Genomic DNA, 22035 nt, shown 5'->3' with positions numbered 1-22035 from the left:
CTCATACATTTTGCCAGATCGGGCATGTGGAAATATCGTTTTTTAATGGAGGATTTTCAGCTTTTGACACTGTTTCGGCAGAAAGCGGCGGACTTTGCTTGGTCACCCGTTCATATGATGAATCCTTCCATACTGTGAGATCGCGGATGAAAAGCAACGGGTTATGTCTATGTCATTTTGCTCGCCCACTGCACTGCATGAGCGGAATAGTAAGCGTGCTGTTTCTGTTTAACCTGGAGAGGAGCCTTTTAAGCGATCCGAAACATGGCATATGATGCGGCGTTTTGCCGGACATAAACGGGAGATTGTTAATCGGGTTAACTCGTGTCAGCGTGCCTTGCTTTGATAAATGCTGATTCGCTATTGTATTGAAAATTATTTATCGCCGATCTGTCGGAATTAATCCAAGAATTCATATGTCAATACTTATTCAATCTTTACACTTATTAACTGCCGCATCGGCATTTGAATAAAAAACCAGATTTTAATGAGAGAGGGAGAGAAAATCCATGGGAACGAATAAGCGGCTTAAGAATCCCTGTTGTTGAAATTCCGTTTTTTTATAAAGCTTCTGCACCGCATAAAAGTGCAGGAAGCATAGCGGATTTTTACACAGGGAGATCTTAAGGCTTTAATTCAAAAAGTATGCGAAAGCTCAATGTTGATTGAGTGAAGGTGCGATAACCGGCGAATATCGGCCGGATTCGCGGATCATACGCGGAAGGGACGTGTGTAGGACCGTAAATTAACAGACAAGTTTAACAGGACCGTTCAGAAAAAAGAGGGGGAAGCACTCATGAAGAAAATAGGTAAAAAAGTAAGCACGTTTCTTGGAATCATCCTTTTGATCGTCTCATTGACAGCCTGCGGGACGAGTGCAAACAGCAGCAGTTCCTCAACGAAAAAAACGACCGGCAATCTGGCTGACAAGCAAGTGTTAAACTGGGTTGCCCTGACCGAATTGCCGACGGCAGATTCGGTAAAAGAGTATGATACCGCCAGTGCGGAACAAATTGATATTTTCGGTGAAGGTTTGTATAAAATAAATGGGAACAATGATCCCGTGCCGGCGCTTGCCGTTGGAAATCCAGTACCGGCGAATAGTGCGAAAACCTCATACACTATTAATATTAAAAAGGGCCTTAAGTGGTCGAACGGGGATCCGCTGACTGCCAAAGATTTTGTTTTTGCCTGGCGGCGCCTGTTTGATCCCAAAACGGCTGCTCAGAATGCCAGTGTTTTTTTTAACATTAAAAATGCACAGGCAATCAGCGAAGGAAAGAAGAGTACAGACCAACTGGGGGTCAAAGCACTGTCGGATACGAAGCTTCAAGTAGATCTGGAACAGCCGGATTCCTATTTTGAGGAAACGCTCTCGTCAGAAAACCTCTTTCCTCAAGATGAAAAGTTTGTTACTCAGAAAGGGAGCAAATACGGCACAAGCAGTGCCAATACATTAAGCAACGGACCCTTCGTTTTGACGAACTGGGATGGAACGGGCCTGTCATGGACGTACAAGAAAAACCCGAATTACTGGGACAAAAAAAATATTCATCTGAATCAAATTAATGTTCAGGTTGTGAAAGAGACATCCACCGGAATCAATCTCTTCCAGGCAGGAAAGCTGGATGCAGCAGAGTTGTCCGGTGATTTCGTCAAACAATTTCAGAAAGATCCAAGGTATAAAACGGTTTTAGCGCTTCGGTCCACAAACCTGGAATTCGGGACAAGTTCCAACAAATATTTACAGAACGAAAATTTACGCAAGGCCATAAGCCTGTCCATCGATCGCAATCAGCTGGTTAAAAATGTTCTTGCAGACGGCTCGCGTGCGGCAACCGGAGTGGTTCCCAAGGGGCTGGCAAAGAGTCCGGTAAACGGACAGGATTTTGCCGATGCTGCGGGGAATCTGGTTGTTCATAATACCGCCCAGGCCAAACAATTATGGGATCAGGCGAAAAAAGAACTCGGCGTTAATAAGGTTACTTTTACCTTGCTGACGACTGACGATGCCAGTTCGAAGAGTGTCGGCCAATACTTGCAGAATCAAATTGAAACGGCTTTACCGGGCGTAACCATCAATTTAAGCAATATCCCGGCTAAAGTACGTTTCCAGAAGATGATGTCCTATAAATTCGACTTGGCTTTAGGCGGCTGGACCGGAGATTTTGATCCGGTTAGCTTCCTGGAACAGTTCTATTCTACTTTCGAGCATAATCATGCTAAATTCAATGACCCGAAGTACGACAAGCTTATAGATAAGATTAAAACAACAGATCTGACCAACCTGAAACAGAGATGGAATGATCTTCTGAGCGCCCAGAAATACTTACTCGATAAGCAAGCCGTTGTTCCGCTGGATCAGGGTTCGGAAAACTATTTAGTGAACGCAAAGGTAAAGGGAATTGTAACGCACAACCTCGGTGCTCCGCTTGATATTACTCATGCCTATCTCGTTAAATAAATGGTTATGGAAAGGGGAGGACGATTGACCTGTCTTCCCTTTTTTTGTTTTTTCTTCAGGAAAGAGGGGTTACAGAGATTGAAGAGTTTCCTAAAATACATGTTCAAAAGGATTCTGTACATGATTGTTACCATATTACTAATCAGTTCAGTGACCTTTCTATTGATGCAAAAATTGCCCGGCTCGCCTTATGGTAATGAGGAAAAATTAACAAATGTTCAGAAGACGGTCATGAACAAACAATATGGGCTGGATAAACCGGTAGCGGAACAATACCTGCTTTATATGGAAGGAGTTGTGAAAGGCAATTTCGGCATTTCCCTTCAGTTCGGGAACCAGCCTGTCAGTAAGATCATTGCAACACGATTAGGACCTTCCGTTCAGCTTGGCATTCAGGCAATCCTGTTTGGCACAGTAGTGGGCATTTTTTTCGGTATCATTGCCGCGATGTTTCAGAATATGTGGCTGGATACCTCAACGTCTTTAATTGCAATATTAGGACGATCTGTCCCCAATTTTGTTTTCGCCGTCCTTCTGCAACTCCTTTTTGCCATCAATTTAAAATGGCTGCCTATCGGGCTCTGGGAGAACGGATTTGCTTCGTCGGTTCTCCCATCGCTGGCATTAGCCTTCGCGCCTCTGGCTGATTCCGCCAGGTTTGTCAGGACTGAGATGATTGATGTATTGCACAGCGATTATATCGAATTAGCGCGCTCTACGGGACTCAGCGAATGGGAGATTGCTGTCAGGTACGGATTGCGGAATGCGGTGATTCCGCTTATTACGGTCCTGGGCCCGATGGTCGCTAGTTTGTTAGTCGGGTCCCTGGTTGTCGAACAGATTTTTGCCGTGCCCGGCATCGGGGAACAATTTGTCAAATCGATCCTTTCAAACGATTACTTTACCATTATGGGTCTGACTATCCTCTATTCAACGTTTCTCGTTGTCGTGATTTTGATTGTCGATCTTCTTTATGTACTGATTGATCCGCGGATACGCTTAATTGGGGGAAGCGAAAAATGAATGAACAGGCTGTTAAAAGAGTGCCCGATAAATATTTCAAGTTATCTCCTCAGGTTGAAGAGTATAAAAATGAAGAGGATCAGTCAGTCACAACCGGTTTCTATCAAGACAGCTGGAGGCGGATCAGGAAAAATAAAGGCGCTGTGATTTCCTTCATGGTTCTGCTTTTGATTTTATTCGCCGCAGTCGCCTCGATCTGGATTTCGCCGCATAATCCCGATACTCAGCAAGTCCAGTATTCTTTTTTGCCCCCGAAGATCCCCGGTGTACATATTAACGGGTTCAATGGTTATGCGAATCAGGCCGGCGTCTGGGTTGATGTCTACAAGCAGAAAAATGTTCCCGCCTCGGTTTACTTTTATTTAGGCACCGACCAGTTCGGCAGAGATTTGCTCTCGAGGTTGCTCTATGGGACAAGAATCTCATTGCTTATCGCATTTGCGGCAGCATTTCTTGATTTAACAATCGGCGTCGCCTACGGGCTGATTTCAGGATGGTCGGGCGGAAAGACGGACACGGTGATGCAGCGGCTGCTTGAAATTATCTCAGGCATTCCAACCCTGGTCGTCGTCGTACTGATGCTGCTTGTTTTTCCGCCGGGCATTGTTTCAATTATTATGGCCCTGGCGTTAATCGGCTGGATCACCATGGCGAGAGTTGTCAGGGGAAAAACACTCCGGCTAAAGGAAGAGGAATTTATCCTGGCAGCAAGAGTTCTAGGAGAGGGACCGATGAAAATTGCCTTCAGCCATATTCTTCCTAACTTAAGCAGTGTCATCATTATTCAAACGATGTTCACCATTCCCAATGCCATCTTCTTTGAAGCTTTTTTAAGTTTTATAGGCGTGGGGATGAGAGCTCCCAATGCTTCTCTCGGGACGCTGATTAATGACGGATATCAGACTTTCCAGTTTTATCCTCACCTGATGTGGTATCCGGCTCTTGTTATCAGTTTAATTATGATTTCATTTAATATTTTCGCCGATGGGCTCAGAGATGCTTTCGATCCGAAAATGAAGGGATGATCCTGTGTCAGACAAAAATAAAATACTGTCTATAGAAAATCTGCATGTGTCTTTTGATACACTTTCCGGGAAAGTTCATGCGGTCAGAGGTGTTTCGTTTGACTTGTTTCATGGAGAGACACTCGCCCTTGTGGGGGAATCCGGCTCAGGCAAATCGGTAACGTGCAGAAGCATTGTCCGCCTGCTTTCAAAAAATGCCTCAATTGATGCCGGCAGCATTCTTTATAAAGGAAGCGAAATACTGACCAAAACGCCCCGTGAATTGAGGAATATTCGCGGGAAAGAAATTTCGATTATTTTTCAGGATCCAATGACATCACTGAATCCGACAATGCCTGTCGGCAAACAGATCGCCAGACCGATGATTCATCATTTACACTTGTCAAAGCATGAGGCTAAAAAAAGAACACTGGAGTTGTTGCGTCTCGTTGGCATACCCAATAGTGAAGTTAGGTATAAAAATTATCCTCATCAGTTTTCAGGGGGCCAAAGACAAAGAATTGTTATCGCAGTTGCATTGGCTTGCAACCCGAATGTCCTGATTGCGGATGAACCGACGACTGCTTTAGATGTAACCATACAGGCACAGATAATCGAGCTGATGCAGGATATTCAGAAAAAGAATGGAACGTCCATTATTTTCATCACCCATGATTTGGGCGTAGTGGCAAAGATAGCAGACCGGGTCGCTGTCATGTACGGAGGAAAAATTGTCGAAATAGGGACCTCGGAAGAAATTTTCTATTATCCTCAGCATCCTTATACCTGGGGATTACTGCAATCCGTTCCTTCAATGGACGAAACGAGCGAAGAATTATACGCGATTCCGGGGACGCCGCCTGATTTGCTGAATCCCCCAAAGGGCGATGTGTTTTATTCAAGAAATCCATATGCGCTTGAAGCGGATCGTTACTTCGAGCCGCCGTTTTTTCAACTGTCGCCGACCCATTTTGCGGCAACCTGGCTGCTCGATGAAAGAGCGCCGAAGATTGATATACCTCTTTCAATACGACGTCGATATGAAATTTTTTATAAGAAACGGGGAGAAGCCGATGAGCAGAAACAGTCTATTGCAAGTGAAGGGATTAAAAAAGTTTTTTGCCCGGGCCGAACGAACGGAGGTCAAGGCGGTTAACGACATCAGTTTTGACATATTTGAGGGTGAGACCCTTGGATTAGTCGGTGAATCCGGTTGCGGTAAGACGACAACCGGGAGATGCATTGTAAAATTATATAGACCGACTGCAGGGAAAATATATTTTGCGGGTAGAGATATATCAACAATTAAATCGAAAAAAGAGCAGCTTGGATTTCGCAGAAATGTTCAGATGATTTTTCAGGATCCATATGCTTCGCTGGACCCCAAAAAGAAGGTCCTGGATATTATCGGAGAAGGGATTGACGTGCATCATCTGTCCGGTTCAAGGGAAGACCGGGATCGTCAGGTCAGGGAGCTGCTGGAAACCGTGGGTTTAAATCCGGAGCATGCCGGACGCTATCCGCACGAATTTTCCGGCGGGCAGCGTCAGCGAATCGGCATTGCACGGGCCCTGGCGGTAAAACCGAAGCTAATCATTTGCGACGAACCGATTTCTGCACTTGACGTGTCCATTCAGGCTCAGATCGTCAATCTTCTGAAAAAGTTGCAAAAAGAGAGGAATCTAACCTATTTATTTATCGCGCATGATCTATCAATGGTTAAGTATATCAGTGACAGAGTGGCTGTCATGTACCGCGGCTCAATCGTAGAGTCCGGAGAGACAGCTGAAGTCTATCGCCGCCCTCTTCATCGCTATACCAGAAGTCTATTATCGGCTATTCCCCATGCCGATCCGTACAAAGAAATCAGGCGTTCGCGGATTATTTACCAGAACCATGAGGGTGACCTGAGCGGGGGACTGCAGGAGATAGAAACGAGCCATTTTGTTTTATGCAAAGAGAATCAAATCGAAACATATAAGGAACAGTTAAAAAATGCGAGAAAAAATCAAGCTGCTGAAACTTATTAAATATTTTGCTCTATCGTTGCCCGTCTATCTGATTTTCATTATTTGGGAAGGCGGCCGCTTCAACGTGCTCACACTTTCCAATTCAAGTTTTTTGTTTGCTCTTGTATTGAGCATTGTCATTATGTCTCAATGGCTATGGCACGAACGGGCATTTGTAATTTTCTTTGAAAACTGTAAAAAATTTTTCTTTAAGAACAGCAGCAGTATAAAAAGAAAGGTGGAAAAAAATAACTGCCGAAAGCCCCATTCCCTCCAATGGTACGGAATGGTTATTTCTTTCGTTTATTATCTTTTCAGCATCATGCTGATTCTGTTTTTCTGATTGGACAGCCATTCATGTCAGGGCTCTTTTTTGCGCCGCCCGGGCAGGCAAAGCAAGCGGCATCCGTCCTGAAGATTATTTGGCCGGGTGTCTTTTTAATTGCCAGGCCGTCTTTATTTATTGGATCATTTTTAAAAATTCGTCTTCACCTATAACCTGAATATCGATGCCTTCGGACACTAATTTTTCCGCCTTTTTAATCTTTGTTGACTTGCCGTCCGGGCCGACGACTTTAGGGTCCTCCTTTCCAATGACAAGGACATTGGTTTTTTTGTTCATGCTTTTCTGAGGAATCCCGCCGCAATCAACAATACACTGCATGGCGTCTTTTCGCTGGATCTTTAATAATCTGCCTGTAAACACAACGTTTTTTCCGTAGAAATATCCGCTCTTATCTGCATTGCCGGCCTTGCTGAAATCGAGTGAACGAAAGGTATCCGGGGCAGCCGGCGATTTCCGCCTTTTCCTGAATGGCCGCCAGCTTTCATCCTGATTGACGTGTCCGAAACAGTTGTATCCCCCCATATGGATCAATTCTTCAATGGTTTCCGCTTTGTGCCTAACGGCCAGCTCATGAATGATAAACGAACAGGCTCTGCAGTCTTCCAGTGCATGGTGGTGTTTAAAAGATCGATAGCCCAGATAGCGGGCAACCTCATCCAACTTATAAGAATGTATCCCCGACTTAATCAATGAACGGGCAAGGGAATAGGAATCGAAGTAATCAAATGAAAAATGGATGCCGTATCGCTGATTGCTGTCTCTTATGACCCCCGTGTCAAAGGGAGCAAAATGAGCGACGACGGGCAGATCCTTAATGAATGCCCGAATATCGCCGGCAATTTTCGGATAGGCCGGCGCCCCGGAAACGTCTTCCTCTGTAATGCCATGGATATAGGTATTGTATGGGTCAAAATAAGTTTCCGGATTGATTAGGCTGTAATATGAATCATCGAGTTTTCCGTTGATCATTTTCAGCATACCAAGCGAACAGGCGGATGCCCGATATCCATTTGCAGTTTCAAAATCGATGACGGCATAATTTAAACGATCCATAAACAACTCCCCCTTTGAGCCCGCAGAACTATCCTAGCATTATTCGGTTCTGCCCTTCAAGCAAAAGACGGCACAGCATCTGCCGTTCCGGCGGATGACTGCGGCAGCCGCTGTTTTAGCTGACTCAGGCCGACGTCAGCCGCGATTATAAGCCGTGGCCGGGGCACAATAGCCGGCATGCAGAAACATTCCGGATAAGCTCAGGGGAATGAGCGGCTCCGGAGAAAAATTTTCATCCGTCCGCTCCTCAGGAAAATAATTTCAGAGTAACTTTTATTTAAAAGAAAATGGCGGGCTTCTTGGATTTAGATAATCTGGATAGAAAAGTTATTTACAGAGACAGCCGTAAAGCGTACAGTTATTTACGTAAAGGAGGAAGCCGGGTGGAGAATAAAAAACTTAAAAGAGGTCTTAGTGCGCGTCATATACAAATGATTGCTTTAGGCGGCACAATTGGCGTGGGCTTATTTATGGGATCCGCCAGCACGATACAATGGACGGGTCCGTCTGTTCTGCTCGCTTACGCAATCAGCGGAATCTTTGTATTTTTTATCATGCGCGCAATGGGAGAAATGCTGTATTTGGAACCCAGTACGGGTTCATTTGCCAAGTTCGGACACAATTACATCCATCCGCTGGCAGGGTATGTGACCGCATGGAGCAACTGGTTTCAGTGGGTTATCGTCGGAATGTCCGAAATTATAGCTGTCGGAGCTTATATGAAGTTCTGGTTTCCGACTCTGCCTGCCTGGATACCGAGCATCGTTGTCATGTTGATTCTCGGTACGGCGAATTTAGTTTCAGTGAAATCGTTTGGAGAATTTGAATTTTGGTTTGCGATGATTAAAGTTGTAACCATCGTATTAATGATAGTCGCCGGAATCGGCCTTATTTTTTTCGGATTCGGTAATGGAGGAAAGGCGATCGGATTATCCAATCTCTGGGCGCACGGCGGATTCTTTACAGGAGGCTGGAAAGGATTTTTCTTTGCATTATCGCTGGTCATTGCGGCCTATCAGGGGGTTGAACTTATCGGGATCACGGCCGGTGAAGCGAAAGACCCGCAGAATACGCTGACCCGGGCGATTCAAAACATTATTTGGCGTATTTTGATCTTTTACATCGGGGCTATTTTTGTGATCGTAACGATTTATCCGTGGAATGAGCTTCATGCAATCGGCAGCCCCTTTGTGACGACTTTTGCTAAAATCGGGATTACGGCAGCAGCCGGCGTGATTAATTTTGTCGTCATTACAGCCGCCATGTCCGGATGTAACAGCGGGATTTTCAGTGCCGGACGTATGCTTTATACACTGGGCGTGTTCGGACAGGCACCTAAATGTTTTATGAAAGTTTCCCGGAACGGTGTTCCGTTATACGGTACGATTGCCGTACTCATTGGTTTGGCTATAGGGGTTGTTTTAAACTATATTGCGCCGTCCAAGGTATTTGTGTACGTGTACAGTGCAAGCGTGCTGCCCGGCATGATCCCCTGGTTTACCATTCTGATAAGTCAAATACGATTCAGAAAAGCAAGAAGGGCAGAAATGGGCCAACATCCGTTTAAAATGCCTTTTGCCCCTTTTACAAACTATCTGACAATTGCTTTCTTAGTGACGGTATTGATCGGTATGTGGTTTAATAACGACACACGCTTGTCGCTTATTGCCGGAATTATTTTCTTAGGTGTCGTTGTGATCAGTTATTATGCCTTTGGAGTTAATAAACGTGATCATGCTCATCAGTCCGTTCAGACTTCTTATGCGGCGGGTCAGGGTGCGAAGCAGCTTTCCGAAAAATAATCAGCTCCCTGAACGGCACCGTCAGGAAATAAACGGCGGCCAGGGAGTAAAGTTGATCATTTTGTTATGATTTTTAAAAATGCTAAAATAAATGTTCGATCTGTAAGCGTTCAAAAGTTTCCCCCCTTATTTCCGGAGCGGGCTATTGAACGCTTATAATTTTCCGAAGCATCAGGATCCCGGCGTCACCGTTTTCCTGTACGTCTTATGAGATCGCTTTTCGATAGACCCGGGTCGACCAGCAGAGCACGAGGGCCGTCAGGATGATCATAATCAGAAACGCTTCATAGACGCGGGAAGCGAGCAGGGTGCCGTTTGCCAGAACACGTGCTGCTTCTACATCATAAAAAAGCGGATTGAAATGGGCGATAAGCTGAAGCCATTTCGGTCCGAAAGAGAGCGGGAGCAGGACGCCTGCCAGCAAGGTCAGAGGAAGCTGCATGCCTGTCACAATCGCAGCCAGGCTTCCGATGTTTTTCAGAATCATGCCCAGACTGTTGGATGCAGCCGAAATGACGGCAGTCAGAAGAGCGAGAAGAATCAGAAGCAGAACTAAACCGGCCGGATGTATCGGAAAGCCGAAGACAGCGGCAATAGCCAGAATCAACATTGCCGGGACGAGAAACATGACGGTATCCCGAAGAACAGGCCCCATAAGTAATGAAAACCGGCTTACCGGAGTGACTCTGAATCTTTCGGTCACTCCGTTTTGCAGCTCGCCGATAATTTCCCAGCCGGATCCCATGCCGGCTCCGAATGCCATCAGGACCAGAATTCCCGGAACAAAGACATCAAGAACTTCCGATGATGATCCAAACACGGGAGAATGAAGCCCTTTAAGCAGCGGGGCAAAGAGAATAAGATAAAGCAGGGGCGTAGACAATCCGGTAAAGATCCAGACCGGTTCTCTGAGTGTCTCAAGCATTTTGCGCCAGAACAGCAGTCTTGTTTCATGAATAATTTTCATTGAATCTGCTCCCTTCCTGTGTCTCTTAACGAACGTCCGGTATATTTTAAGAACACATCGTCAAGCGAAGGCTGCGATAGCGAAACGGACTCAAGACTAATATGTCTTTTCTCAAGCCATGTAAAAATGCGAGGCAGCGTTTGTGTGCCGTTTTCTACATAGAGATAAATGGAATCTCCGTTTACCTTTGCATGGTTAATCGAATCAGAGCCGGACAGACTTTCTGCCAGTTGTGATCGATCCGCTTGATAATCCTGCGGTTTAATAATAATGATATCCGCTTGGATTTGTCTTTTTAATGATCCCGGCGTTCCCTCGGCGATCATTTTTCCATGATCCATAATGGATAAATGATCGGCCAGTTCATCGGCCTCTTCCAAGTAGTGCGTCGTTAAAAAGACAGTTGTTCCCAGACGCTTTAATTTTCGGATCTGGTCCCAGAGATGGGTGCGGTTCTGAAGATCCAGGCCCGTCGTCGGTTCATCGAGAAACAGAATTTCAGGTCGATGGATCATGGCGAGAGCAATCTCCAAACGGCGTTTCTGACCGCCCGAATAAGTTTTTACTTTTCTTTCCTGCAGCTCGCCGAGATCGAATAATTCAATCAGTTCATCCGCTTTTTTCTCGGCATCGTTTCGGCTGATCCCATAGAGCCGGCCGGCAAGAATCAGATTCTCCCGCCCGGTCGCCGGCAGATCGCTTCCGCCCAGCTGACTGACATAGCCGATTCGGCGCCGCACTTTCCGGGGCTGCCTTTTGACACTGAAACCGGCAACCAGCGCGTCTCCGCGCCCGATCGGCAGGAGGGTCGTCAGCATCCGCATCGTTGTTGTTTTGCCGGCACCGTTCGGTCCGAGAAAGCCGAAAATTTCACCTTGCTTTACATTTAAGCTGATTCCCTGAACCGCCCTGACCGTTTTTCTTCGTCGGGAAAATTCTTTCTGCAAATCTCTGACTTCAATAATATTTTCCATAAGTGCCGTCCCTTTTCTAATTCACAGTATGGTTACGTTTTTAAGATCGGCCCGGTAGCCCTTAAGAAGTGCATAGGTTCCCTTATCCATCGCCGCACCGTCAAAAATGGCCTCGCTTGCTTTGGTTTTAAAGCAGACATTTTTCAGAATAGCGTTCCGAAAAGAAGTTTTTTTAAGGCCGGCATAGGTGAAATTTACATTGTCCAGGGTCATGGCGTCGAAAGATACGCCCGCCAGACTGGATTTGCCGAAGTCCGTCCGCTTCAGAATACAATGATCGAAATTGACTTTTTTAAGATTGCATGCAGTGATTTTGCAATCCGTGAGATTGGCATATGAAAAATTCGAATTTTCCAGATTGCTGGCTTTAAATACGCACTGAGTTAAATTCGCGTACTGAAAATCTGAGCCTTTCAAATCACTGTAGTTAAATTTTCCGCTGCTCAAGTCGGTTGATGCGAAATCGGAGCCTTCCAGTTTACTGAGCGAAAAATCCATTCCGATCAGCTGCTGCAATTCCCGGGTCTTGTCCTTTATTTCTTCAATAAGCTCTTCAATATTGCCGATCGATTCCGTTGCTCTTTTAAAAGCCTTATCTTCGTCATGTCCTTCTTTCTTTAAGTCATTTATTTTTTCCTGAAGGTCATGGGACAGTTCCTCTTTTAATTCTTTAATCTGCGGCAGCTCTTCATAAGGCGAGAAAATTTCATCCAGGTATTTAGATAATTTTGCTGACATTGGGAATCTTCCTTTCTTAAATGAGTTCATCCAGAATATGCTTGGCATATTCCCAGTTCTGTTTATTTGTGTGAAATTGTTCCACACCGTTCGTGTTTATATGGTAATACTTCCTTCTCCCTCCCTGAGACTCGTCGCCCCAATAAGAGCTGATCGCTTTTTCCTTTTCCAGACGTCTCAGGCTGGCATACAGGGTTGCCTCTTTGAGCTCGTATTCTCCTCCCGACTTGACCGTCACTTGTTTTGCCAGTTCGTAGCCATATTTATCGCCCTCCATAAGCAGCTTTAAAATAATGGTGTCTGTATGCCCGCGAAGGAGATCCGCGGAAATTTTTCTATCCGACAATTTCAACACCGCCTTGAATACAATATACGCTTAAATACTGTATCTGTCAAAGTAATTCATTGCTTATAGATATCGCTGAAATGATATTTACCCGGGCACTTTTTAAAGGCTGGATGAAAACAATGTACGGACGATTCGCAGCGCTTTATCCGCGGTTCATCCTAAATGAAGCTGAGGATAGACAGGATGGACGGCAGAAAATAGTTATCATAGGCAGGCCTATGGTATAATATGGATATTGAGACTGCCGATACTCACCGGTATTGGATTGGGCCTGTACAGAACAAAAGGGGCCGGTGGCATTCAGAAACAGGCAGCTGCCTGAAAGACGCGGATGGATTAACCGGAAACAGGACAGGGTCCCGACGGTCTGCAGCGGCAGGAATCAGCAAGGGCGAGTCACAGCCGTAAGCCAAACAAACGCACGGGTAAGGTGCCTGGCCGCCGGGCCGTAATTTATACGCCTGATATAATCAGTAAGCCATTCCGAAGCTGCTGCGGCGCAGACGGTTCCGCATCTTATTTCTGCAGAATATTTACTGAATCCAAATGTGATTTGATAGATAATAAGATTGTCGTTTATTTGAAAAAAATATACGGCAGTCATGCCATTCGCCTTTTGTTAAGACGATGATCGGACGGTCCATAATCTATAGTGTGATCAGGTGATGGCGGTGATTTATTTAATTGTGGACTTCGAGGCCAATATGGGGCACTTATATCCAAACGGCATTGATGAAATTATCCAATTCAGTTCCGGTTTATATGAAAAAAGCGGGACAAACAGCCGCATAAACTATTTTAATTCTTATATAAAACCACAATTTGGAATACAAAAGCCGATCCGGGAATTAACCGGCATTACGCTGGATCTTGTCAGGGATGCACCGGACTTTCAGGCGTATGTATCCAGACTTCAGAACAATTTCTATGAATCAGTCATTTTTGTCAGTTTTAGTAGTCATGATATTTGTTATTTCCTGGAAAACGCCTTGAAATATAAGGCAAGCACAAGATGGATCAAAGGATATATGGATTTGCAGGAAATAGTGATGTATGACTGTCATTTAGATCAGCAGCCGAGTTTAAAAAAAGCTCTTTCACTGTTCGGGCTTGAATTCGTCGGGAAGCAGCATAACGCTTACTATGATGTTTTGAATACGATCCGATTATTCAGACGGATAGACAATAAATACCCCTCGCTGGATCGATGGGTGTATGACAGAAAAGAATTGCTTCGAAAATTCAATTTGTTAATACGTTATGATAGGGAAGGGCATTTAATCGTAACAAAGAGCGGAAAAAAGATTTTAAAAAAAGTATTTTTTCATTATAAACACAGAGATGTAAATTTTATTCTGAATACCGGCACCATGAAAAAAATATTGGAGCAAAATTTTATTGACCGTCATGATAAGCAGTATATAAAAGTCGTTCGCAATTATTTTGAGAATCTGCTTTTCAAGCAAGAGACCAACCGTTTTCGGGGAAGATTCCGGGTTCATTGATGATTAAATAGGGCGGGCTTTAAGAATCCCTGAGCGAACCGGCCGGCCGAACAGAGCCCGTAACCGGCTTTGAATTTGCAGAACACAATCAAGGGCACCTTAGCCGGGTGCCCTTTCTCAAGGGAGGTCTGATATGGGTGCCTATGGATACGGCATTTGTTTTTAGTAAACGAAAGCAGTGCCTACAATGATCAACAGAATAAATAAAACGACAATCAGGGCAAAACCGCTGACGGGACTGTATCCATCCATGGATGACACCTCCTATCACGTGATAATCCACTATATGTGCGGGCGGGCATTTACGTGAGGGACAAATGGAGGAGTATAAAAGACCATTTTGAGCAGACCATTGCGGCTGTACTCCTGGCGCACCCTTTTCCTTCAATAATCACTTAAGAAGGGCACCGATGGAGCGTGCCCTTAAAGGGATGGAACAAATAAGGTTGTGTGCGGCGATGAAAATGGGCCGTGGCATTGATCAATAAACAAAAGTTGCACCGACAATAATCAACAGAATAAACAGGACAACAATTAAAGCAAAGCCGTTTCCGAATCCGTAACCGCCATAGCCGCCGTATCCACCCGGGCATCCGCAATATCCGCCATAGGGCCGATTATTAAACAAGAGACACACCTCCTTATATTTCATTCATCGGTTAACGCACAGAGATAGTACTTTGTAAAAAGAAAGGACATCCAAACTACAGGGCAGGAGGCCTTCCGCGAAGTCCCGGACAAGGCCGATTAAACGGTGGAACAGAGAACAACAGGCGGCATTCCGCGCCCGGTTCGCCTTTTATCACACCTGCGGCTTCGCTCCCTGCCATGCTTAATGATTGGACGATTTATTCATATGCCAGCCGATCCTTTAAGGAGCCTTTCCTTCAGAAAAATAGGCGTGCGTTTTGACCTGAATGATCCGCCGGCAATGAATCAGCCTCCGCTTCCTGTCCGGACGGCAGTCAAAAAGCACAGCGAGGGATCGGCTGTGCTTTCGAACGGTATTGGAACATCCGGCGCAGGCTATTCTCGTCCGATGAGCATCTGGGCGCACCGCCTGCTTTTAGTAACAAAAAGCAGTACCGACAATAATCAACAGAATGAACAGAACGACGATCAGAGCAAATCCACTGCCGTAGCCGTATCCACCAGTAGCAGGATAACCCAATGCAGACACCTCCCATTACGTGATAGTACATTATATGAGCGGAAGGGAAGGGGTGCAAAGGGTGCGAACAAGAAACATGAGCCTATTTCTTCATATAAAGAATAAGCTCCGGAACGCAGGAAGCCGGAACGGAACGGCGGGAGAGATAAAAGCACTGACCATGGTTGTGAAATTATGGTGAAATGCAAAAAGTGAATTTTTTCGGCGGTTTCTAAATGGTTTCGTCAAAATAACCGGTACGAAACCGGCTTGACGGCATTCATAGATTCAGGCCGGCCGGTATCGTTCCCCGATCCTTGATTCAGCGTTCCAATCTGTTTTAGAAAAATTTAAGGAAACTGTGAAATACTAAATAAGACATTTTTGGAAATGGCCGGGACAGACCGCCGTTAATTCAAAACGTGCAAAAAAACAGATGGATGATCAACACTTTTTAATCGCCGTTTCATTCTGATCAAGGCTCTATTAATGACGGGATTTTTGTTTTTTCTCTGTGATAGAATGTAAGTAAATTACCGCTCCGACTGAGAAAGGAGAGAAGTGAAAATGGATGTATCTGAAAGCCGTCTGAGAGTGCCAAAGAAATGCCTCCTCGGCATCTGGTTTCTCTGGGAAGCGCTGTATCACAAGTTGCATCACTTGTCACTGAGAAATGCCAAGGATCTGCTGTACTATAAAATAAAACCCTATCACGGACGTTTTCTGCCGCTTCATGACGGCGAAGGGCTGCATCGGGGTGATTTAATCGTTGAACTTCACTTTAATAATAAAATGCTTCTGAATATTTATTTGAACTCCAAAAGTCACATTCAGATGGCATCCATCCTTATCCGGACGATGAAACGAACGTTTATTAGGCTAAATGCCTATCTGGAACAGGTGAAAAACCGGAAAATCGATGTCAGAGCTCTTTATGGCGTATCGTTACTGCATCAAGGGGCGGAACAATTCGGGTTCGATGTCATCGATCTGCCTGCGGGACAAAGAAAAAAGTGGCTCCGTTTCTTTATGCTGGTTCTTCTGATCATCGTCCATCCGGACGGCGGCAGAAGATTGACGGACCATTCAAAGAAATTATTTCCGATGATTATTGTTTCTTCAACGAAATCATTTCGTGACAATATTGTGAAACTGTCGGCCGCTGAGGAAAAAAAGAAAGAGATCATGGGATGAAATGCGGGGAGCTTTTTACATATTCAAAAATATTTTGATAAGGAGGCTGTGCTATCTGTAAAAACATTTGTCGACGGAATCTTTTTCGGAGATAGACCTCCGACTGGCCCTGTGCTATATTAAAGATCGGAAACGCTTACAAATAAAATCTTTTACATTTTGACTTTGAGGAGACCCCGGCTCTATGAAAAACAATCAGCGCAATAATCGAACTTATCGAATTGTTTTGATGGGAATATTCACCGCAATCATTATTTTGCAAAATTTCGTCCCTTTTTTGGGCTATATACCTGTAGGCCCATTGAGCCTGACTGTGATTCACATTACTGTCATTATCACGGCGATCGTACTGGGACCGGTTGACGGAGCGATTATAGGAGGGATCTGGGGGATGACGACGTTCATCAGAGCCTTTACATTCCCCAGCAGCCCGATCGCCCCAATTGTTTTTACCAATCCCCTGATATCCATCGTTCCGAGAATACTTATCGGGCTGTTTGCCGGTTACGCTTACCGGCTGCTAAGAAGAATAAAACGGTTTGATCTCGCGGCGATGTCGCTGTCGGCCATCCTCGGATCGTTGACGAATACAGTTCTGGTTTTAGGGCTGATTTATTTGTTTTACAGAGTTCCTTATGCCAATTACTATCAAATGGACGTGTCCAAACTTCTTCCCGCCCTGTTATTTATCGTTTGTACGAACGGTTTGGCAGAGGCCTTTGCGGCGGCCGTCATCTCGCCGCTTGTTGCCAAACCCCTGCTTAGAATAAGAGGAAGAAAGAATGGCGGCTGATTTTCGGCATCCGCCGTTTATCGATTCTGCCTGCAATGCTTGCAAAATGAATAGATCATAAATAGAGTCCTGCAGAAATACAATGGACGGTAGAAGGGAGCGCGATTGCTATGGAAACCATTCTCGTGCTAGCTACCATTCTTTCACCGATCATTACCGCGTTAGTCGGACTCCTGAAAAAATCGGTTTCATTGCCTAAAAATCTTGTCCCCGTGTATGCCGTTGTCATCGGTATGATCATCGGTTATCTTGCAATACCGTTCACCGATCTGGATGCGGCTTACAGGCTTTGGGCAGGCGGACTCTCGGGGCTGTCTTCTACGGGCTTATTCGAACTGGCCTTCAATCCCCGGCAGGGAAGAACCAAGTAGACAGGGAAAGACAACATAAAGAGGGGCACATTCTCCGCGCTGTTTCGAGAGAGTGTGCCTTAATCTGTTTATCATCGGTGTCATAGATTCCGGTCAGAAATAGTGAGCAATCAGTTATATAGGTTCGGGCGGCCCGGCGAAAAATAGGAAAGAAGATAGATGAGGGAAAATTTTCTATTAACGGCATAACGGCACGAAAGAATGAATCGGCAATAAAAAATCGAGACACTTTTTTGTCTAGATTTTTTTGAACAGATAAACAGGAAGGGATCCTTTTCAAGCGGCATAAAAGCCGGATTTCACGGCTGCTGCCCGCCTTATGCCCGATCGGATAAATCTTCTGATTTTCCGTTTCCTTGGCAATGGCATGTGCAGCTTATACATGAGATCTTCTGCGCTGGAGGTACTGGGACAGGTGAAAATGGATAAAGCAGCCGATGCAGAAACCAAGGATGGCGATAAAGGCCGCCAGTCCGACGATCGCCGTGAAAATGATGGCCGCTACATGCCAGTTCAAAAGATAGCTGATAAAAGCAAGAGAAAGACAGGATACGGCAATCGTCTGATTAAATTTTTGCTGATCGCGGTCCTCCGGTATATAGGAAGACGCAGGCTTGCGTAAGAAAAGTTTTGCAAGTTTCATAACCGGATTGAATTGAAAGAAGAGTCCTGAGAGCCCGGACAGAAGCGGAATCAGCAGAATCCAGAACTGGCCGGTCAGCCAGGTGGCAGCTACGCTCAGTACAATAATCCACTGGTTCGTTCGGACGAGAGGACGAGGAATGGACGGCGGTTGTTGAGCCATTTAAAACACACCTTTCATATGTGATTACATCAATTTTACGCTTTTTCGACAGGGTTGTGAACTGTTTTGTTTTCCCTTTGAACGAATTTGACAGATTCATAGCTAAATCTCAGGGGCATGATCCGTTCTGTCTAAAACAGTGTATGAATTGTATCCGATTTAAAATCAGATAAAATGAAAGAATGCTGGGCTCAATGCTTGAGCATAAACGATCCGGGTGACGATGATGAGCCGCTTCCGGTAAAATCTGAAGCCGGTCGCCGCCTCTTGTCATAGATAAATCAGAAACGGATGGCTGAGAAGGGAGAATGGCATTGGATCCGTCTCGGTACGGTGGATGAACTGTATGACCGAATAGAAGATGAATGGGGAAAAAGATTCCGAACGCTCAGATCCTGATCCGTTCCGAACTGGAACATGAGCGCCTGAATTGCCAATAAAGACCGCTGCAGAGCGGGAAAAACACTATTTTTTATAATCGGACAATCATTCTGCCGCGTGACCGGCCCTTCAAAAGAAGAGGCAGTGTCCCAGGCAGATCCTGCAGGCCGATTTCTTTTCGAAGCGATGCCAGCACTTTTCCCGGGTTCAGATCGGAGGCCATTCTCTGCCAGATTTTTTTTCGCAGATCCATCGGACAATAAACCGAATCGATGCCTAAAAGGCTGACACCTCGCAGAATAAACGGATAAACGGTTGTCGGCACGTCTGTTCCGCCGGTCAGGCCGCTGACGGCGACCGCACCTCCGTAGCTTGTTTTGCTTAAAACGGCTGCAAGAGTATTCCCGCCGACCGGATCAACCGCCGCAGCCCACAGCTGTTTGTCCAGCTTCCTCATCTTTCCCGGACAGACGTCCTGCCTTGAAATGACTTCTTTTGCGCCGAGCCGATGCAGATAATCCCGCTCGGTTTCCTTGCCGGTACTGGCAACAATCTGATAGCCCGATTTCGCCAGCATGGCAACCGCAAGACTTCCGACACCGCCGGTAGCTCCCGTGACGAGCACTTTCCCGTCCGCGGGGGTCAGGCCGCTATCTTCCAGTTTTTGAATTGACAATGCCGCAGTAAAACCGGCGGTGCCGAAGATCATCGCCTCCGCCAATGTCAGTCCGTCAGGCAGAGGAACAAGCCAATCCGCAGGGATTCTGGCATATTCACTGTAGCCGCCGAAATGGGAGACCCCGATTCCGAAACCAGTTGCAATAACCCGATCTCCCTTGCGAAATCGACGGTCTTTTGAAGAGACAACCGTGCCGGCCAGGTCGACGCCGGGAATAAAAGGGTAAGACGAAACAATTTTGCCGTCCGGGATCGATGCGAGGCTGTCTTTATAATTTACGCTGGAATAACGGACTTTAATTAAGACATCACTCTCGGGCAAATCATGCAGTGAAAGTGTTTCAATGCTTACGGAAAAACGGTCATTCTTCTTGTCTACGACCAAAGCTTTGAATCTTTCAGACATAAAGCCCCTCCCTGAATGTGATTGCATTTAATAATACTCTCTCCGGTGAAGCCGGAGAGAGCTGACAGAAACGGTATGAAAAATGGACCGGCAGGCAAGAACCTGCAGTTGGCCGATTGCATCGGAATCGTGCGGCTTAATTGATCTGTGTCGTTGGGCGCACCAGTACTTCATTGACTGCGACGCCGTCCGGCTGGCTGACGGCATAGGCCACTGCATTGGCAATGTCCTCGGCAGAGATGCCGTGAAATTTTTCCCGGTCGATTATATTTTGTTTCAGTTGCGGATCAGTGATCGTGCTCGGGAGCTCGGTTAAAACGGCACCGGGGGAAATGCTGGTGACACGAATCAGGCTGTCGGGCGATTCTTCCTTTCGCAGGCCTTCGGAGATTGACCGAACAGCAAATTTTGTTGCGCTGTACACGGCACCTCCGGGGCTGACGACGTGGCCAGCAACGGAAGCCGTGTTAATGATCTGGCCCGATTTTTGCTTCCTCATAATCGGCAGAACGGCGGCAATACCGTAAAGAACACCCTTGATATTGACGTCAATCATCCGCTCCCATTCGTCGATTTTAAGATCACGAAGATATGAGAGAGGCATCAGCCCGGCGTTGTTAAACAGGACGTCTACACGATGGTACCTCTCAACGGCCGTATCGACGAGTTCCTGCACTTCCCTTGCAGAAGTAACGTCTGTTTTCTTGCTGACGGCTTCCCCTCCGTTTTGGCGGATCGTGGAAACCAGCTCCTCCAGACGCTCTGTACGTCTTGCACCGAGAACAACCGCCGCGCCTTCTCCGGCCAGCTTTTTGGCGGTGGCTGCTCCGATACCGCTCGAGGCGCCTGTAATAATAATGACTTTCCCTTTGATGTTTTCCATCAGAAGCATCCTCCTTCTATACGTCCGGTTAGTCTATTCACAAAAACTATATGCCAACGGCTGATTAAATTCAAAGGAAGTGACTCGAATAGATTTTACAAGCTTTTGCGGATCTGTTATTTTAGTAATGGAAGTTATTGAAATATATATGAATGATTTTGATGTAAAAAGATTGATTTTGAACGGAATCATGGTAAAATAATGGCATGGAGGAATGGAGTATGTTGGCCGAAGAGAGACAGCAAATTATTTTGAAGAAATTGGAGAATGCCCGTGTCGTCAAATTACAGGATTTAGTTCGTTTTCTTAATTCTTCTGAGTCGACGGTCCGCCGCGACCTGCAGGAGCTGGAAAGCCGCCATTTGCTGCGCCGTATTCACGGAGGGGCTTCCTTGCTGCTACCGCGCAGTGAAGAGCCTGACATGGAAACGAAGACTTCTAAATATATGCAGCAAAAGAAAATAATTGCTCAACTGGCCGGACGTCTGGTGAAAGATAATGAATGCATTTATCTGGATGCGGGAACGACGACTTTGGAAATGATTCCTTATATTGATGCGAAGAATGTAACCGTTGTCACCAACAGCCCTGCTCATGGTGAGGCGCTTGTCAGCAGGCGGATTGTGTCCTACCTGATCGGCGGCTTGATGAAAGGGACAACCAAGGCGCTTGTCGGCAGCATTGCCGCCCGGACTCTGAATCTTTTCCGGTTCGATAAAGCCTTCATCGGCGTCAATGGAATAGACGCCGAAATGGGCTACACGACACCCGATCCCGAAGAGGCGGCGCTTAAGAGACGCGCCAGAGAGCTGGCTGCCCAGTCATTTGTCGTGGCGGACGGAAGTAAATTTTCCGAGATATCTTTTTGCAAAATGTTCGATATTGAGCAGGCTTTGATTATTACCGACAGACTGCCTGAAACCATCGGTTCTTCGATACTCGAGAAGACGAAAGTCATTTGTGCCGATGATGAACATGACGTTGAATAATCATTGACTGAAAACTCCTTAATTCCTGGCAGACGGGGTGTTACTATGTTTCTTTTTGGGGAGACTGAGGCCATATGTGAAATCGTTTCCTCCGAAAGAACGGCCTTCAGATTCTATTTCCTTCATGAGGATGCTGAGAAAAAGGGGTGGA

General features: G+C 45.9%; 23 protein-coding genes. 12 read left to right on the top strand and 11 right to left on the bottom strand.

The window, feature by feature from the left end; translation table 11 throughout:
- Window positions 1–796 precede the first annotated feature (796 nt).
- From OYT88_RS13635 to OYT88_RS13610, 6 genes are all read left to right on the top strand, one after another.
- A complete protein-coding gene (locus OYT88_RS13635) occupies window positions 797–2464 on the top strand; it encodes a peptide ABC transporter substrate-binding protein (RefSeq protein WP_274400776.1) in 1668 nt (555 codons plus the stop codon).
- Between the two features lie 99 nt (window positions 2465–2563).
- Window positions 2564–3487, top strand: coding sequence for an ABC transporter permease (locus OYT88_RS13630; protein WP_274400955.1), 924 nt, complete (start codon window positions 2564–2566; stop codon window positions 3485–3487).
- Window positions 3484–4512, top strand: a complete 1029-nt coding sequence (locus tag OYT88_RS13625; protein WP_274400775.1) for an ABC transporter permease — start codon at window positions 3484–3486, stop codon at window positions 4510–4512. The genes OYT88_RS13630 and OYT88_RS13625 overlap by 4 nt, the downstream gene beginning before the upstream one ends.
- Before the next feature lie 4 nt (window positions 4513–4516).
- Window positions 4517–5647, top strand: a complete 1131-nt coding sequence (locus OYT88_RS13620) for an ABC transporter ATP-binding protein (protein ID WP_274400773.1) — start codon at window positions 4517–4519, stop codon at window positions 5645–5647.
- Entirely contained in the window at window positions 5565–6521 is a 957-nt protein-coding gene (locus OYT88_RS13615; RefSeq protein ID WP_274400771.1) for an ABC transporter ATP-binding protein, read from the top strand. The genes OYT88_RS13620 and OYT88_RS13615 overlap by 83 nt, the downstream gene beginning before the upstream one ends.
- Entirely contained in the window at window positions 6487–6843 is a 357-nt protein-coding gene (locus OYT88_RS13610; protein WP_274400959.1) for a hypothetical protein, read from the top strand. The genes OYT88_RS13615 and OYT88_RS13610 overlap by 35 nt, the downstream gene beginning before the upstream one ends.
- Window positions 6844–6960: 117 nt before the next feature.
- On the opposite strand, the gene OYT88_RS13605 is transcribed toward OYT88_RS13610, so the two are convergent.
- Window positions 6961–7899 carry an exonuclease domain-containing protein gene (locus tag OYT88_RS13605; protein WP_274400770.1) on the bottom strand — a complete coding sequence of 313 codons (939 nt, stop codon included), beginning with the start codon at window positions 7897–7899 and terminating at the stop codon, window positions 6961–6963.
- A gap of 383 nt (window positions 7900–8282) precedes the next feature.
- Between OYT88_RS13605 and OYT88_RS13600 the strand changes: the two genes are divergently transcribed.
- Window positions 8283–9701 carry an amino acid permease gene (locus tag OYT88_RS13600; protein WP_274400769.1) on the top strand — a complete coding sequence of 473 codons (1419 nt, stop codon included), beginning with the start codon at window positions 8283–8285 and terminating at the stop codon, window positions 9699–9701.
- Window positions 9702–9906: 205 nt separating this feature from the next.
- Here the strand turns inward: OYT88_RS13600 and OYT88_RS13595 are convergent, their stop codons facing one another.
- The 4 genes from OYT88_RS13595 to OYT88_RS13580 are packed head-to-tail and all read right to left on the bottom strand — an operon-like array spanning window position 9907 to window position 12726.
- Complete coding sequence (locus OYT88_RS13595; RefSeq protein ID WP_274400768.1) at window positions 9907–10668, bottom strand: ABC transporter permease; 762 nt, start codon at window positions 10666–10668, stop codon at window positions 9907–9909.
- Window positions 10665–11642 carry an efflux ABC transporter ATPase subunit, DrrA-related gene (locus tag OYT88_RS13590; RefSeq protein WP_274400767.1) on the bottom strand — a complete coding sequence of 326 codons (978 nt, stop codon included), beginning with the start codon at window positions 11640–11642 and terminating at the stop codon, window positions 10665–10667. The genes OYT88_RS13595 and OYT88_RS13590 overlap by 4 nt, the downstream gene beginning before the upstream one ends.
- A 21-nt stretch (window positions 11643–11663) precedes the next feature.
- Complete coding sequence (locus tag OYT88_RS13585; protein WP_274400766.1) at window positions 11664–12380, bottom strand: pentapeptide repeat-containing protein; 717 nt, start codon at window positions 12378–12380, stop codon at window positions 11664–11666.
- 16 nt (window positions 12381–12396) lie between these two features.
- Entirely contained in the window at window positions 12397–12726 is a 330-nt protein-coding gene (locus OYT88_RS13580; RefSeq protein ID WP_274400765.1) for a PadR family transcriptional regulator, read from the bottom strand.
- Between the two features lie 674 nt (window positions 12727–13400).
- On the opposite strand from OYT88_RS13580, the gene OYT88_RS13575 reads away from it, so the two are divergent.
- A complete protein-coding gene (locus OYT88_RS13575; protein WP_274400764.1) occupies window positions 13401–14234 on the top strand; it encodes a 3'-5' exonuclease in 834 nt (277 codons plus the stop codon).
- A gap of 162 nt (window positions 14235–14396) precedes the next feature.
- Here OYT88_RS13575 and OYT88_RS13570 read toward each other — a convergent pair whose 3' ends face one another.
- The 3 genes from OYT88_RS13570 to OYT88_RS13560 form a co-directional block, all read right to left on the bottom strand.
- Window positions 14397–14486 carry a YjcZ family sporulation protein gene (locus OYT88_RS13570; RefSeq protein ID WP_274400763.1) on the bottom strand — a complete coding sequence of 30 codons (90 nt, stop codon included), beginning with the start codon at window positions 14484–14486 and terminating at the stop codon, window positions 14397–14399.
- Window positions 14487–14715: 229 nt separating this feature from the next.
- Window positions 14716–14862, bottom strand: a complete 147-nt coding sequence (locus tag OYT88_RS13565) for a YjcZ family sporulation protein (protein WP_274400762.1) — start codon at window positions 14860–14862, stop codon at window positions 14716–14718.
- A 438-nt stretch (window positions 14863–15300) separates the two neighbouring features.
- A complete protein-coding gene (locus OYT88_RS13560; protein WP_188805106.1) occupies window positions 15301–15405 on the bottom strand; it encodes a YjcZ family sporulation protein in 105 nt (34 codons plus the stop codon).
- Window positions 15406–15951: 546 nt separating this feature from the next.
- Here OYT88_RS13560 and OYT88_RS13555 point away from each other — a divergent pair.
- The 3 genes from OYT88_RS13555 (at window position 15952) to OYT88_RS13545 (ending at window position 17742) form a co-directional block, all read left to right on the top strand.
- A complete protein-coding gene (locus OYT88_RS13555; protein WP_274400761.1) occupies window positions 15952–16578 on the top strand; it encodes a YkoP family protein in 627 nt (208 codons plus the stop codon).
- Window positions 16579–16762: 184 nt separating this feature from the next.
- Complete coding sequence (locus OYT88_RS13550) at window positions 16763–17371, top strand: ECF transporter S component (RefSeq protein ID WP_274400760.1); 609 nt, start codon at window positions 16763–16765, stop codon at window positions 17369–17371.
- A gap of 110 nt (window positions 17372–17481) precedes the next feature.
- The gene (locus OYT88_RS13545) at window positions 17482–17742 is read left to right on the top strand and encodes a holin (RefSeq protein WP_274400759.1); all 261 of its coding nucleotides are present in this window, start codon (window positions 17482–17484) and stop codon (window positions 17740–17742) included.
- A gap of 376 nt (window positions 17743–18118) precedes the next feature.
- Here the strand turns inward: OYT88_RS13545 and OYT88_RS13540 are convergent, their stop codons facing one another.
- The 3 genes from OYT88_RS13540 to OYT88_RS13530 all read right to left on the bottom strand — a co-directional run bounded on the left by OYT88_RS13540 (window position 18119) and on the right by OYT88_RS13530 (window position 20895).
- Window positions 18119–18547 carry a DUF4395 domain-containing protein gene (locus tag OYT88_RS13540; RefSeq protein ID WP_274400758.1) on the bottom strand — a complete coding sequence of 143 codons (429 nt, stop codon included), beginning with the start codon at window positions 18545–18547 and terminating at the stop codon, window positions 18119–18121.
- A gap of 472 nt (window positions 18548–19019) precedes the next feature.
- Complete coding sequence (locus OYT88_RS13535; protein WP_274400757.1) at window positions 19020–20012, bottom strand: NADPH:quinone oxidoreductase family protein; 993 nt, start codon at window positions 20010–20012, stop codon at window positions 19020–19022.
- A 136-nt stretch (window positions 20013–20148) separates the two neighbouring features.
- The gene (locus OYT88_RS13530; RefSeq protein WP_274400756.1) at window positions 20149–20895 is read right to left on the bottom strand and encodes an SDR family oxidoreductase; all 747 of its coding nucleotides are present in this window, start codon (window positions 20893–20895) and stop codon (window positions 20149–20151) included.
- Window positions 20896–21116: 221 nt separating this feature from the next.
- Here OYT88_RS13530 and OYT88_RS13525 point away from each other — a divergent pair, with 221 nt between their 5' ends.
- On the top strand, window positions 21117–21884 hold the full coding sequence (locus OYT88_RS13525; RefSeq protein ID WP_274400755.1) for a DeoR/GlpR family DNA-binding transcription regulator: 768 nt from the start codon (window positions 21117–21119) through the stop codon (window positions 21882–21884).
- The last annotated feature ends 151 nt before the right edge of the window (window positions 21885–22035 follow it).

The organism is Sporolactobacillus sp. CQH2019, from assembly GCF_028765345.1.
Lineage (GTDB): Bacteria > Bacillota > Bacilli > Bacillales > Sporolactobacillaceae > Sporolactobacillus.
Note: the sequence above shows the minus strand (reverse complement) of the source record. Positions and strands in the feature narration are given on the sequence as shown.